This is a genomic window from Bradyrhizobium sp. SK17 (genome assembly GCF_002831585.1).
GTDB lineage: Bacteria > Pseudomonadota > Alphaproteobacteria > Rhizobiales > Xanthobacteraceae > Bradyrhizobium.
This window is the reverse complement of the sequence record NZ_CP025113.1, coordinates 3,113,512-3,126,818: the sequence shown is the minus strand read 5'-3', so window position 1 is coordinate 3,126,818 and position 13,307 is coordinate 3,113,512. Positions and strand designations below refer to the sequence as shown.

General features: G+C 66.2%; 11 protein-coding genes. 3 read left to right on the top strand and 8 right to left on the bottom strand.

Going from position 1 to position 13,307, the window contains the following annotated elements; translation table 11 throughout:
- Positions 1-304: 304 nt before the first annotated feature.
- From CWS35_RS14555 to CWS35_RS14545, 3 genes are all read right to left on the bottom strand, one after another.
- Positions 305-1,192: a 4-(cytidine 5'-diphospho)-2-C-methyl-D-erythritol kinase gene (locus CWS35_RS14555; RefSeq protein ID WP_100952296.1), complete on the bottom strand. Its 888-nt coding sequence runs from the start codon at positions 1,190-1,192 to the stop codon at positions 305-307.
- A 251-nt stretch (positions 1,193-1,443) separates the two neighbouring features.
- Complete coding sequence (locus CWS35_RS14550) at positions 1,444-3,231, bottom strand: tetratricopeptide repeat protein (RefSeq protein WP_024580486.1); 1,788 nt, start codon at positions 3,229-3,231, stop codon at positions 1,444-1,446.
- Between the two features lie 382 nt (positions 3,232-3,613).
- Positions 3,614-5,272, bottom strand: coding sequence for an electron transfer flavoprotein-ubiquinone oxidoreductase (locus CWS35_RS14545; RefSeq protein ID WP_100952295.1), 1,659 nt, complete (start codon positions 5,270-5,272; stop codon positions 3,614-3,616).
- Positions 5,273-5,459: 187 nt separating this feature from the next.
- On the opposite strand from CWS35_RS14545, the gene CWS35_RS14540 reads away from it, so the two are divergent.
- Entirely contained in the window at positions 5,460-6,290 is an 831-nt protein-coding gene (locus CWS35_RS14540) for a uracil-DNA glycosylase family protein (protein WP_100952294.1), read from the top strand.
- An 85-nt stretch (positions 6,291-6,375) separates the two neighbouring features.
- Here CWS35_RS14540 and CWS35_RS14535 read toward each other — a convergent pair whose 3' ends face one another.
- The 4 genes from CWS35_RS14535 to CWS35_RS14520 form a co-directional block, all read right to left on the bottom strand.
- On the bottom strand, positions 6,376-7,884 hold the full coding sequence (locus tag CWS35_RS14535; protein WP_100952293.1) for a glycosyltransferase family 39 protein: 1,509 nt from the start codon (positions 7,882-7,884) through the stop codon (positions 6,376-6,378).
- A gap of 257 nt (positions 7,885-8,141) precedes the next feature.
- On the bottom strand, positions 8,142-8,909 hold the full coding sequence (locus CWS35_RS14530; protein ID WP_100952292.1) for a ribonuclease HII: 768 nt from the start codon (positions 8,907-8,909) through the stop codon (positions 8,142-8,144).
- 174 nt (positions 8,910-9,083) lie between these two features.
- Positions 9,084-9,530 (bottom strand): VOC family protein, encoded by a 447-nt coding sequence (locus CWS35_RS14525; protein ID WP_100952291.1) that lies wholly within the window; start codon positions 9,528-9,530, stop codon positions 9,084-9,086.
- 144 nt (positions 9,531-9,674) lie between these two features.
- Positions 9,675-10,841, bottom strand: a complete 1,167-nt coding sequence (locus CWS35_RS14520; RefSeq protein ID WP_024580480.1) for a PA0069 family radical SAM protein — start codon at positions 10,839-10,841, stop codon at positions 9,675-9,677.
- Positions 10,842-11,004: 163 nt separating this feature from the next.
- Here CWS35_RS14520 and CWS35_RS14515 point away from each other — a divergent pair, with 163 nt between their 5' ends.
- Together CWS35_RS14515 and CWS35_RS14510 are read left to right on the top strand one after the other, a co-directional pair.
- A complete protein-coding gene (locus tag CWS35_RS14515) occupies positions 11,005-11,574 on the top strand; it encodes a glycosyltransferase (protein WP_100952290.1) in 570 nt (189 codons plus the stop codon).
- A 42-nt stretch (positions 11,575-11,616) separates the two neighbouring features.
- The gene (locus CWS35_RS14510; RefSeq protein WP_100952289.1) at positions 11,617-12,558 is read left to right on the top strand and encodes a helix-turn-helix domain-containing GNAT family N-acetyltransferase; all 942 of its coding nucleotides are present in this window, start codon (positions 11,617-11,619) and stop codon (positions 12,556-12,558) included.
- Positions 12,559-12,688: 130 nt separating this feature from the next.
- Here the strand turns inward: CWS35_RS14510 and moaB are convergent, their stop codons facing one another.
- A complete protein-coding gene (gene moaB, locus CWS35_RS14505; protein WP_100952288.1) occupies positions 12,689-13,252 on the bottom strand; it encodes a molybdenum cofactor biosynthesis protein B in 564 nt (187 codons plus the stop codon).
- Positions 13,253-13,307 lie beyond the last annotated feature (55 nt).

Here is a 13,307-nt window from a genome sequence, read left to right as displayed (position 1 = left end):
TTCATCCCGTTATGGCAAACGGGGTTTGGCTTGCCAAGCAAGACGGGCTGCAACGCTGCCCGGCGTTGGGGGAATGGCTCGACACATTCCCCGGTGTCGTCCTGGCGAAAGCCAGGACGACACCGAATGTGTTGCGCGGCCACCGAGTCACGAATTTGCATTCTCGCGACGCGATCTGTCCGAGTTGGATCAAACACGAAGCGAAATTTTGCTCGTCGGGGTGATTTGTCGCAGCCCTCTCGACGCCGTCATTCCGGGGCGCGCGAAGCGCGAGCCCCAGAATGACGGAGAGAGAATGAGTCCCCTAGCTCAGCGTGCCCGCATGCACCCACCAGCCGGGATGCAGCGCACGGAGCCTTTCGCCGGCGGCCTGAGCGTCGGCGTCGGTGGCGTAGATCGCAAAGCAGGTCGCGCCGGAGCCCGACATGCGGACCAGGCGAACGTTGCCGGTCGTGCGCAACGCGGACAGCACGTCGCTGATCACGGGCTCGATGCGCGCGGCAGGGACCTCGAGATCGTTGGTGCCGCGCCTGAGCGCCGCGATCCAGTCGTCGACCACGCGGCCGGCGGCCGGCCAGGATGGTGCCTGCATCACCACATCGGTGGCGCCGATCAGGAGTTCGCCGTGGCGCAGGCCGAGCGCATTGAAGACATCCTTGGTCGCAACCGGCACGCGCGGGTTGACCAGCACGGCCGGCATTTCCGGCAGGTCGAGCGGCAGCAAGCCCTCGCCGACGCCGGTCATGTCGCAGGCGCGCGAGGCGACGCAGACCGGCACGTCGGCGCCGGTCTGAAGCGCGACCTCCATGATCCTGGAATCGTCGAGCGACAGTTCGTTGAGCCGCGCCAGCAGCCGCAGCGCGGCCGCGGCATCCGCCGAGCCGCCGCCAATGCCGGCCGCAACCGGCAGCACTTTCTCCAGCGTGAAGTGGCCGACCTCGAGGTCCGCGACGCGCTCGCCGAGCAGGCGGGCGGCCTTGAGCACCAGATTATCGGAGGTATCGCCGCAGGCGTCGGCCAGCGGTCCCGCCATCGAGAGCGACAGTTCGGGACCCGGCTCGAGCGTGAGACGATCGGCGCAATCGGCAAACGCGACGACGCTCTCCAGGTCGTGAAACCCATCGACGCGCCGCCCGACAACCCTGAGCGTCAGGTTGACCTTGGCACGCCCTGCTTCAATCAGCGCCGGCACGGCGATAAACCCCTCAAAACAAACATTGCGATGCGATTAGCGTAAATCGCCGCACGATCCTATCCCTTTGTTTGGATGGAAATTCCGGGATTTGGGGGCGATTGACGCGCAGCAATCGTCATGGCCGGGCTCGTCCTGGCCATCGAGGGCTTCCGGGCTGGTGGGCCAAAGACGTGGATGCCCGGGACAAGCCCGGGCATGACGTCAACTGACAACGCGATGCTGGCGACTTGCCTAGCCGCCCTTGTTACCTAGCCGCCCTTGCCGTCGTCGTCCTTCTTCTTGTCGGCGGCGGCGGCGTTCGAGGTGTCGTCCGGCAGGCCGTTGTCGATCTTGGCCTGGATCTTCGGCAGCTCTTCCGGCTCGGGCTTCAGGTCGCGGGCATGCGCCCACTGGAACTTGGCTTCCAGCTTGCGGCCGACGCGCCAATAGGCGTCGCCGAGATGGTCGTTGATGGTCGGATCTTCCGGCTTCAGATCGATCGCGCGCTCGAGGTTCTTCACCGCCTCGTCGTAATTGCCGATGCGGTAGTAGGCCCAGCCGAGCGAGTCGACGATGTAGCCGTCGTCAGGGCGCTGATCGACGGCACGCTTGATCATCTTCATGCCTTCGTCGAGGTTGATGCCCTGGTCGATCCAGGAATAGCCGAGATAGTTCAGCACATGCGGCTGCTCGGGCTGCAACTCGAGCGCCTTGCGCATGTCGGCCTCGGCCTTGTTCCACTGCTTGGAGCGCTCCTCGCAGATGCCGCGGTAATAGTAGGTGACCCAGGCGTTCTTGTCGCCGCCGCCGGCCGGCAGCGCGTCGATCGCCTGCGAATAGGTGGTGGCGCAGTCGGCGAACTTCTTGCGGCCGCGCTCGATATTGCCGAGCGCCAGGATCGCCTCGATGTCCTTCGGCTGATCCGCGGTGACCTCCTTGAGGATCTTGATCGCCTCGTCGCTGCGGTCGGCGGCGTCGAGATTGGTCGCGAGCTGGATCTGGGCATTGCGCTTCAGCGGCGAGGACGCCGGCATCCGCTCGTAGACCTTGATCGCCATCTGCGGCTTCTTCACCGACTCATAGAGATCGGCGAGCGAGAGCAGCGCCAGCGGATGGTTCGGTTGCAGATAGAGCGCGAGTTGCAGATAGACCAGCGCGAGGTCCTCGCCGCCGCGGCGGGTCAGCGTGGCGCCGATGCCGTAGAGCGCCTCGGCGGCGCCGGCCTGCGGGCTGTCGACCAGCGGCGGCAGCTTCTTGCCGGCCTTGGTCTCCTTGATGCCGTCGAGCACCAGCGGATGGCGCGGCAGCTTCTTGTCGAACGCCTCGTAGATCGCGGTGGCGGCGGCGGCGTCCTTGTTGCGCGAGGTCCAGCGCGCGTATTCGTCGACCGTGCGCAGCATCGAATCGTCGAGCTTGTAGACGCGCTCGAAGCGCGTGCCGGCATCCTTCTCCTTGCCGGCGAACTCGTAGATCATGCCGGCATGCAGGTCCTTGAAGATCGGATACCATTCCGGACCGGTCAGCTTGTCGATCGAGGCGACCGCGGCCTTGCTGTCACCGGCGCCAGCGGCGGCCCAGGCCGACAGCAGCGTGGCGACCAGATCGGTGATCGGGCCGCGGACCGACTGGTTGATGTTGGCCTGCGCGGCGGCGTATTTCTTCAGCTTGAGGTCGCGCACGCCGACCACGAGGCGGGCGACGCGGTTGGCCTTGTCCTGGGTCAGGATGCGATCGGCGAGCTTGACCGCCTCCTCGATGTCGCCGTCGGCGAGCGAGGAGATGAAGGCGCGATCGAGCAATTCGGAGTTCTTCGGGTCGGTGCGCAGCGCCGAGCGGTAGAATGCCGCAGCCGAAGACGCATCGCGCTCGACGCTGGCATGCCGGGCTGCCAGATAGCTGCCGGCGGTGGTCAGCGACTTCAGGTCGTTCTTGGTCGGGAATTGCGCGGTATTGTCGGTCGGATGGTCCGGCGTTTGCGCCGCAAGCTGCGCAGGCACGGCAAGCGCCGCGGCAGCGAGAAGGGCAATCGTCAGGCGGTTGAAACGGGTGGACAGCATCACGGTCGCCTTGCTCCAGGATTTACGCCAGGTGGATTTTACGGCCAAGATCTTGCGATCAGTCTCAAAATGCGAACCCAAGCGGCGGCATCACGACGAGCGACAATGCCGCTTTTGCTGTGCAACCGCAAGGACAGCCCAAAGGTAACCCGTGACGAATCAATCGGCAGATTAGGCCTTTACGCCCACCGATCCAGCCAGCCCCACCGCAAAACGCTCCCACTATGGCGGTATCGTGACCGGGCCGGGCACATTCGCGTGCGGACGCAAAAAGCGCCTGGTCCCGGCACTGCCACCCCAGTTCCGCCGCTCCCGTGACGGCGACGGATGCGATCCGGCCCGCCTGCGCGCCGCAGGCGGGCGGCGGGACCTGACACTTGGCTTACATCGCCTCGTAGTTCGGGCCGCCGCCGCCCTCCGGAGGAACCCAGGTGATGTTGCCGTTGGGGTCCTTCACGTCGCAGGTTTTGCAGTGGACGCAGTTCTGGGCGTTGATCTGGTAACGCGGGGTGGCGCCCTCCTCGACCCATTCGTAGACACCGGCCGGGCAATAGCGGTTGGAGGGACCGGCGAACACGTCGTGCTCCGACGTCTTCTGCAAGTTCATGTCGGCGACCTTGAGGTGGACCGGCTGGTCCTCCTCATGGTTGGTGTTGGACAGGAACACCGACGACAGCTTGTCGAACGAGATCTTGCCGTCCGGCTTCGGATAGGCGATCGGCTGGTGCTGCTTGGCCGTATCCAGTGTCTTGCGGTCCGGCTTGGCGTGCGACTGGGTGCCGAACAGCGAGAAGCCGAGCGTGTTGCACCACATGTCGAAGCCGGACAGCGCCATGCCGAACATGGTGCCGAATTTCGACAGCAGCGGCTTGGCGTTGCGGACCTTGAACAGGTCCTTGCCGATCGCCGACGAGCGCCAGGCGTCCTCGTAGGACACCAGTTCGTCATTGGCACGTCCCGCGCCGAGCGCGGCGGCGACGTGCTCGGCGGCGAGCATGCCCGAGCCCATCGCGTTGTGGACGCCCTTGATGCGCGGCACGTTGACGAAGCCGGCGGCGCAGCCGATCAGGGCACCGCCCGGGAACGACAGCCGCGGCACCGACTGGTAGCCGCCCTCGGTGATGGCGCGCGCGCCATAGGCGAGGCGCTTGCCGCCCTCGAACAGTTCGCGGACATCGGGGTGGGTCTTGAAGCGCTGGAATTCGTCGAACGGCGACAGATAGGGATCGTCGTAGTTGAGATGCACGACGAAGCCGACCGCGACGCGGTTGTCGTCGTAGTGATAGAGGAACGAGCCGCCGCCGGTGTTGTCCTTCAGCGGCCAGCCGAGGGTGTGCTGCACCCGCCCCTTCCGGTGCTTCTCCGGATCGATCTGCCAGACTTCCTTGAGGCCGATGCCGAACTTCGGCGGCTCGCTCTTGGCGTCGAGCTGATACTTCGCGATCAGCTGCTTCGACAGCGAGCCGCGCGCGCCTTCGGCGAACAGCGTGTACTTGCCGAGCAGCTCCATGCCGCGGGTGTAGGAATCCTTGTGGCTGCCGTCCCTGGCGATGCCCATGTCGCCGGTCACGATGCCGCGCACCGCGCCGTTGTCGTCATAGAGCACCTCGGCCGCGGCGAAGCCCGGATAGATCTCGACGCCGAGCGCCTCCGCCTTCGGCGCCAGCCAGCGGCAGACATTGCCGAGCGAGCCGATGTAGCAGTGATGATTGTGCATCAACGGCGGCATGATGAAGTTCGGGATCCGGAACCAGCCCTGCGACGTCGTCAAATAGAAGCGGTCGCTCTTGACCTGGGTCTTCAGCGGGCAGTCGGCATCCTCGCGCCAGTCGGGCACCAGCTTGTCGAGGCCGGCGGGATCGATCACCGCACCCGACAGGATGTGCGCGCCGACCTCGGAGCCCTTCTCCACCACGACGATCGAGAGCTCCGGATTGAGCTGCTTCAGCCGGATCGCGGCCGACAGGCCCGACGGGCCGGCGCCGACGATGACGACGTCGAATTCCATAGACTCGCGCGGAGGAAGGTCTTCAGCACTCATGATCTCTGTCTCAGCCCATTGAGAACGCTTCTAAGCTTTTCAAATGTCGTTGTTTCCGATTTTTGGCGGAAGGACAACCATGGAATTGCGCTTCGATCGGTTTGCACGGTCCGGATACCGCAGGGGAATAATCTTTTCCGAAATCGAGCCTCCACTTTTCCCCTTGATGCTTTAGATTGCACCCATCATGACGCCCGAGCCCATCCCTACGTTGCAGCAATTGCTGGCCTTTTACCTGGAGGCCGGGGTCGACTGCGCGCTTGGCGAGGAGCCGATCAACCGGCTCGAGGAGGCGGAGCCAGTTCCCGCCCCTGCCCCTGCGGCACCGCGTCCACCAGTTGCGCTCAATCCGCTGCGGCCGCCGCCGATGCCCGCTGTTCCGCGTAGCGAAATCACCGTGTTGCCGGACGCCGCGATCGCCTCGGCACGCGAGGCCGCACGGACCGCGCCGACGCTGGAAGCGCTGCGCACGCTGATGGAGACGTTCGACGGCTGCGCGCTGAAGCACACCGCGACCAGGCTGGTGTTCGCCGACGGCAATCCGCAGGCCAAGGTGATGTTCGTCGGCGAGGCGCCGGGCCGCGACGAGGACATCGAGGGCCTGCCGTTCGTCGGCCGCTCCGGCAAGCTGCTCGACCGCATGATCGCGGCGATCGGGCTCGATCGCAGCAAAGCCTATATCGCCAACGTGATCCCGTGGCGGCCGCCGGGCAACCGCACGCCGACGCCGCAGGAGACGCAGGTGTGCCTGCCGTTCATCCAGCGTCATATCGAGCTGGTGAATCCGGACGTGCTGGTGACGCTTGGCAATCCCTCGACGCAGGCACTGCTCGGCACCCGCGAGGGCATCATGCGCACCCGCGGCAAATGGATCGACTACGACACGGGAACGCGCACGATCCGTGCCGTCGCCACCTTCCATCCGGCCTATCTGCTGCGCTCGCCGTCGTACAAAAGGTTGTCGTGGCAGGATCTGCGCGCGATCGCGAAAGTGCTGCAGCAGACGACGGCTTCGTAGGGTGGGTTAGCCGAAGGCGTAACCCACCATTCTCTCCACAGTGAGCAAGGTCGGCGGGTTACGCTTCGCTAGCCCACCCTACACCTCATTGCCCCTTCGGCCGCACGATGGCCCAGCCGATCCGCAGCACCGGCTGCCTTCCATTGACCAGCCGGTCGAACGAGCGCGGCACTTCGGGCACCAGCCCAGGGAAACGTTGCGCGATGTCGGGCGGCGGCGTGCCGGCGGTGTCCTGCGCGCGCCAGACCACGACGCCGCCGGTCTCGTTGAACTTCGCCACCGACAGCCATGGCGTCCGCTGCGGAGTGGCGTCGAGCAGAAGATGCGGACGACGGCTGTTCATCGCGATCAGGCTGGCGAGTTCGGGATCGCCGGCGACCGCGCGCAGGCGCTGGTTGGTGCGGCGCTCATAGCTGTCGTCGAAGAAGCGGCCCATCGCTGCCGCCGGCAGCGAGGTCGGCACCTCGGTGGTGCTGGTCCAGGGCAGGAACAGCGCCGCCGCCAGCGCCAAAGCAGCGGGCGCCGCGACCGCGAACGCCCACACCGAACGCAACAGCCGCTGCCGCCGGAGATGGATCAGATCGCCGGTCGCGACCACGACGGCGAGGCCCGACATCAACAGCGCCACGCCGGCGCCGCCGAACGGTCGATCGAGATTGAACAGGCCCGACGCGAAGCTGCTGACGAGCGCCGGCGCGAAGGCGAAGAAATAGACGAATTGCTGCGCCAGCGGACTGACCGGTGGACGATAGATGATCGGCGAATCGTCGGCGTCGCGGGCGAACCAGCGCGAGTTGAGGATCACCAGCAGCACGATCGCCGCCGTCGCCACGATCAACCCGCCGAGCACGACGCCCCAGCGCAGCGCGCGAGCCTTGAGATCGACAACTGCGGGCAACGCCGGCAGCACCAGCGCATCGGCGCGGACCAGCCAGATCAGATAGGGCAGCGCCAGCACGATGATGACCAGCACCGCATAGAGCGGATCGACCGCGCGCAGCGTGCGTCGCCCACGCTCGGTCGCAAGCGCGAAGCCGACCACGAGCAGAATCATGCCGATCGCCGCCGGCGTCGTCAGCAGCAGCAGGCCGCAATCGATCGACCAGGCGAACCACGAACTGCGCCGGTTCTGCCCGATCAATTGCCAGGAGTGCAGCAGCAACAATGCCCACAGCGGGCGCGCCAGGATCAGCGGGCCGAACTCGACGCTTGGCGAGGAGAACACCACGACTGTCATCGACAGCAGCACCGCGAGCACGCCCTGCGGGCCGCCGACGATGGCGCGCGCCAGCTGGTAGAAGGCAATGAAGGTTGCGATCTCGCAGACCTGCGCCAGCAGATAGACGCCGAACACGTGATTGCCGGCGGCGCGGAAGGCGATGTCGGCAAGCCAGAACGCCAGCGGCGGGCCCATGTCGGTGCCGACCTGGTATTCGCGGCCGAAGGCAAGGACGGTGGCGAGATTGCCGGGCGGGCTGCCGTAGAAGATCAGCGGCAGCAACAGCCAGATCGCGGCCTGCGCCAGCACCACGATCCAGACCACGAGGCGCGGCCGGGCGCGGATCAGTTCGACAACCAGGGAGGTAAACCGCATGAAACGCCTGAAATGCCCCAGCCAGCCGCATCCAGCGGCGCAACTGATCCCGAAGGTTTTGATAACGGCAGGCGGCGACGGAGGCAACCTGGGGCCGGATGAGTCTACGGTGCAAAATCAAATGCAGCTGTCATGCCCCGCGAAGGCGGGGCATCCCGTACGCTTCGGCCTCTCGATCGAAAACGACTGTCTCTGGAATGCTGGATCGCCCGGTCGAGCCGGGCGATGACACCGAGCGGGCGGGGCGTGATCGCGCTTTAGGCCGCTTCGGACGCCGCCGCGGCTTTGCTCTCGGCGGCGACCGTGAACAGGTCGGGCTCGACGGGAAGCGGAAAATGCTTCAGCCGCGCGGCGACGACGGGGGCGAACAGGCTGCGGTGATGGCTGCTCGGGCCGAGCCGGTCGAGCGCCTCGAGGTGCTCGGGGACCGCATAACCCTTGTGCTGCTCGAAGCCGTAGCCGGGGCAATCCAGCGCAAGCGCACACATCAGGCGGTCGCGCGTCACCTTGGCGATGATCGAGGCGGCCGCGATCGAGGCCACGATGCCGTCGCCGCCGATCACGGCATCGCAGTCGCAGGGCGTGGCGAGCTTGTCGCGCCCGTCGACGAAGACGTACTGCGGCATCTCCGGCAGCGCATGCACCGCGCGCGCCAGCGCCCAGAGCGAGGCGCGCAGGATGTTGTCGCGGTCGATTCGCGCCGGCGAGGCCACCGCGACGGAGTACGCAGCGGTGGCGCAGATCTCCTCGAACAATTCCTCGCGGCGCTCGGCGGTCAGCCGCTTGGAATCGTCGAGGCCCTTGGGGACGCGATTGGGATCCAGCACCACGGCGGCGGCCACCACCGGGCCGGCCAGCGGACCGCGCCCGGCCTCGTCGCAGCCGGCGACCGGCCAGATGCCGCGCTTGATCAGCGCGCGCTCGCGCCGGAAGCTCGGCCGCACCACGATGCGCTTCGCCGGCTTGGCCGGCGCGGCCTGCTTGGCCGTTTTGGCTGGCGGCTTTTTGGCTTTGTCCCGAATCATGCCGGGATGGTGCTCAACCAAGCTCCGCGGCGCAACCGGGAACCGGGCGCCCTTCCCCGCTATTCAATCCGGCCCGCGCCAAAGCGAGATGAGGTCGAAACGTCATCTCACTTCAGCTTCTTGTTTGCGCATGATCTTTTCGGAAACCCGCTTCGCACTTTTTCCGGATCATGCTTAGTCGGGGATCGACACCCGCCCGTTCTCGAGAACCGCGAAGCCCGGCGCTCGCACCACTTCCCAGGCGTGACCGTCGGGATCGCCGAAATATCCGCAATAGCCGCCATAGCTGGTGGGCTGCGCGGGCTTCAGCAGCTTGGCGCCTTTCGACAGCGCGAACGCCATCACACGATCGACCTCGGCGTCGTCGTTGCAGTTCCAGGCGATCGCAACGCCGTGGAACGCCGATGGCCGCGGTTGATCGGGCAACCCTGCATCGGCGGCCAGCAGATGCCACGGGAACAGTCCGAGCACGGTGCCGCCGGTCTCGAAGAACGCCACCTCCTCGCCGGTCGCGCGCATCCTTCTGGTGAAGCCGAGGGACTCATAGAAGGCGATGCTGGCGCGCATGTCGCTGACGCCGAGCGTGAGGACGGTGAAGCGTGCGGTCGGGGCGTTACTCATGTTTACCTTTCCCGTCATTGCGAGCGAAAGCGAAGCAATCCATCGTACCTCATATGGCGAAGCGTGGATTGCTTCGTCGCGGCGCCTGTCATCCGGCCGCGCTCCGCGCGGACCCGTTGGCTCCTCGCAATGACGCCCGTGGCATCAGAACAAACTCAGTTGCTGGCCATTGCGCTTCGGCTTGGCGAAGTGATCCGTGGTCAGCTTGGTGCGCCGCTTGTTGAGGCCGAGCTTTTCGCAGGCGATCTCGAAGCGGCGGCCGATCATCCAGGCCATCGGGCCGGTGCCCTTCATCCGCGTGCCCCATTGCGAATCGTAGTCGCGGCCGCCGCGCATGTCGCGGATCAGCGTGAAGACGTGACGGTAGCGATCGGGATAGTTCGCCATCAGCCATTCGCGGAACAGGTCACGGACCTCGAGTGGCAGCCGCAGCAGCACGTAGCTCGCCTCCTTGGCGCCGGCGTGGGCAGCCGCATCGAGGATGCGTTCGATCTCGGAATCGTTCAGCGCCGGGATCACGGGCGCGACCATCACCGTGGTCGGGATGCCGGCCTCGGTGAGCCGCTTGATCGCCTCGAGCCGTTTCGGCGGGGTCGAAGCGCGCGGCTCCATGGTGCGGGCGAGCTTCGGGTCGAGCGACGTTACCGACAGCGCGACCTTGGCGAGGTTGCGCTTGGCCATCCGCGCCAGGATGTCGATGTCACGGGTCACCAGCGCCGATTTGGTGACGATGCCAACCGGATGGCCGGCGCGCTCCAGTACCTCGAGGATGCCACGCATGATCTTCCGCTCGCGCTCGATCGGCTGGTAGGGATCGGTGTTGGTGCCGATCGCGATCATCCGCGCTTCGTAATCCGGCGCCGCCAGCTCCTTCTCGAGCAGCGCCGGCGCATCCGGCTTGGCGAACAGTTTCGACTCGAAGTCGAGCCCCGGCGACAGGCCGAGATAGGCGTGGGTCGGCCGCGCGAAGCAATAGACACAACCATGCTCGCAGCCGCGATAGGGATTGATCGATCGGTCGAAGCCGATATCGGGCGAGTCGTTGCGGGTAATCACCTTGCGCGAGGTGTCGATCGCCACGCTGGTCTGAAACGGCGGCAGGTCGTCGAGGCTCTGCCAGCCGTCGTCGAAGGCTGTCCGCGCCTCGGCCTCATAGCGGCCGCTGGCGTTGGACTGCGCGCCGCGGCCTCGCCGCCGCTCGCGCTCGATCGCGACCGCAAGTTCGGGAAACGGGGAAGGTGCACCCGCCGGGTTATCGGAGGGCGCCGTTACCGGCGGGTGCTTGAGGGCATGAGAGGATGCTCGGCTCATGCTTTGAAGCTAACACAGCCAAAGAACAAATCAAGAACACGAGCGCAGAAATTCCACAGAACAGTGCTGCAAAATTCTACAGCCGAACAGGCTGCTTTGAATATGACAAGGTGATAACACGACCGGAGTTCTCCAATCGTTTGAGCCACCGAAGCCTCAAATCATGCTGAGCGTGATCATTCCGACCGACGGGGTCGAGCGCACCGCGGTCGCAACCCTGGCGGCGCTGGTGCCGGGCGCAGCCGCGGGAATCATCCGCGAAGTCTTGCTGGTCGACCGCACCGACACCGACATCATGGAGCGCGTCGCCGACGTCGCCGGCTGCCGCTTCGTGCGCTTCGAGGGCACCCGCGCCGCAGCCCTCGCTGCCGGTGCCAAGCAGGCGCGCTCGCCCTGGCTGATGTTCCTGCATCCGGGCGCCGTGCTCGATGCCGGCTGGATCGAGGAGACCACCCAGTTCATCCAGATGGTGGCGGCCAGCGGCAAGGATCGCGCCGGCATCTTCCGCTACGCCCGCGCGCCCTACTCCGACCCCGGCCTGCGCGACGGCCTCAAATTCGTCGCCCGGATGCTCGCCGGGCCCTCGGCCGAACAGGGGCTGCTGATCGCGCGCGATCATTACGAGCGGATCGGCGGCTACCGCCCGGATGCCCGCCGCTCCGAGGCCCGCCTGCTGCGCCGGCTCGGCCGCTCCTCGCGCACCATGCTGCGCAGCCGGATCATGGTCGTGTAAATGCGCTTGCATATTACTTGATTCCGTCAAATAATATGTTTGATGAAATCAAACTCCCATGACACGGCCCTCGAGAGCCAGGTTGCCGCAGTCCGCGGCTTCAGCCGGTTCTACACCCGCAAGCTCGGCATCATCGAGCCGAAGCTGCTGCATTCGTCGTTCACCTTGCAGGAAGCGCGGATCATCTACGAGCTCGCGCATCGTGCCGACTGCACCGCGACCGACCTGGTGCGCGATCTCGACCTCGATGCCGGCTTCGTCAGCCGGACGCTGGCGGCGTTGCAACGCCGCCAGATCGTGACCCGCAAGCCGTCGAAGGCGGACAAGCGGGTCAACGAGGTGGCGCTGACCGCCAAGGGCCGCGCGGCGGCCGCCGACCTCGACAGCCGTTCGCGCAGCGAGGTCGCAGCCTTGTTGAAACAGATCGACGGCGACCGGCGCGCAGCCGTGGTGCGCGCCATGGGCACGATCGAGCAGTCGCTGGAGCCAGTGGCCGAAAAGCCGGTCGGCTTCCTGCTGCGCAGCCACCGCGTCGGCGACATGGGCTGGGTGGTCTCGCGACAGGGACAGGCCTATGCGGAGGAATATGGCTGGGACATCAGCTACGAGGCGCTGGTGGCCGAGATCTGCGCGCAATTCCTGCGATCGTTCGATCCGGCTCGCGAGCATTGCTGGATCGCGGAGATCGACGGCGAGCCGGTCGGCTCGGTCTTCCTGGTCAATGGCGGCGAGGGTATCGCGAAGCTGCGGTTGCTGCTGGTCGAGGACAAGGCGCGCGGCCTCGGCGTCGGCCGCGCCCTGGTCGAGCAATGCATCCGCTCCGCGCGCGAGAAGGGCTACAAAAAGATGACGCTGTGGACCCAGAGCATCCTGCTCGCCGCACGCGGCATCTACGCCCGCGCCGGCTTCCAGCGCGTCAAGGAAGAGAAGCACCACAGCTTCGGCGTCGATTTGATCGGCGAGACCTGGGAGCTGGAGCTGTAAGCGTCACGCCCTCCCTCGTCATTCCGGGGCGCGCGAAGCGCGAGCCCGGAATCCATTTCGCCGCAAATTATGCGGGGCGATAGATTCCGGGCTCATCGCTGCGCGATGCCCCGGAATGACAGGATAGTGCTTACGCGCTTGCCCCCTGCGCCTTCGGGCGGCGCAGGTGCTCGTCGAGCCGCGGCATGATCTCGACGAAATTGCAGGGCCGCGTGCGGTAGTCGAGCTGCGCCGCCAGGATGCCGTCCCAGCCGTCGCGGCAGGCGCCGGGCGAACCGGGCAGGCAGAAGATGAAGGTCGCGCCCGCGACGCCGGCGGTGGCCCGGCTCTGGATCGTCGACGCCCCGATCTTGGCGTGGCTCAGCATGTGGAAGGCGATCGAAAAGCCGTCCATCCGCTTCTCGAACAGCGGCTCGACCGCCTCCGGCGTCACGTCGCGGCCGGTGAAGCCGGTGCCGCCCGTCGTGATGACCGCATCGACGCCCGCGTCGGCGATCCAGCGCCGGATCACGGCGCGGATCGCCTCGACGTCATCGGTGACGATCTCGCGCGCGGCGAGCTTGTGGCCGGCGGCGGTCAGGCGGTCGGCCAGCGTGGTGCCCGACTTGTCATCCGCCAGCGAGCGGGTGTCGGAAATCGTCAGCACCGCGATGTTGAGCGGGACGAAGGCTTTGGATTCGTCGATCGAAGACATCGTGCACCTCATACACTGACGTCATCCCGAGGTGCGCGCGCAGCGCGCCTCGAAG

Excerpts from the sequence above, each read along its gene's own strand:
- CWS35_RS14550 (WP_024580486.1), bottom strand. The coding sequence starts at position 3,231 with ATGCTGTCCACCCGTTTCAACCGCCTGACGATTGCCCTTCTCGCTGCC.
- CWS35_RS14545 (WP_100952295.1), bottom strand. The coding sequence starts at position 5,272 with ATGAGTGCTGAAGACCTTCCTCCGCGCGAGTCTATGGAATTCGACGTC.
- CWS35_RS14540 (WP_100952294.1), top strand. The coding sequence starts at position 5,460 with ATGACGCCCGAGCCCATCCCTACGTTGCAGCAATTGCTGGCCTTTTAC.
- CWS35_RS14535 (WP_100952293.1), bottom strand. The coding sequence starts at position 7,884 with ATGCGGTTTACCTCCCTGGTTGTCGAACTGATCCGCGCCCGGCCGCGC.
- CWS35_RS14530 (WP_100952292.1), bottom strand. The coding sequence starts at position 8,909 with ATGATTCGGGACAAAGCCAAAAAGCCGCCAGCCAAAACGGCCAAGCAG.
- CWS35_RS14525 (WP_100952291.1), bottom strand. The coding sequence starts at position 9,530 with ATGAGTAACGCCCCGACCGCACGCTTCACCGTCCTCACGCTCGGCGTC.
- CWS35_RS14520 (WP_024580480.1), bottom strand. The coding sequence starts at position 10,841 with ATGAGCCGAGCATCCTCTCATGCCCTCAAGCACCCGCCGGTAACGGCG.
- CWS35_RS14515 (WP_100952290.1), top strand. The coding sequence starts at position 11,005 with ATGCTGAGCGTGATCATTCCGACCGACGGGGTCGAGCGCACCGCGGTC.
- CWS35_RS14510 (WP_100952289.1), top strand. The coding sequence starts at position 11,617 with ATGAAATCAAACTCCCATGACACGGCCCTCGAGAGCCAGGTTGCCGCA.
- moaB (WP_100952288.1), bottom strand. The coding sequence starts at position 13,252 with ATGTCTTCGATCGACGAATCCAAAGCCTTCGTCCCGCTCAACATCGCG.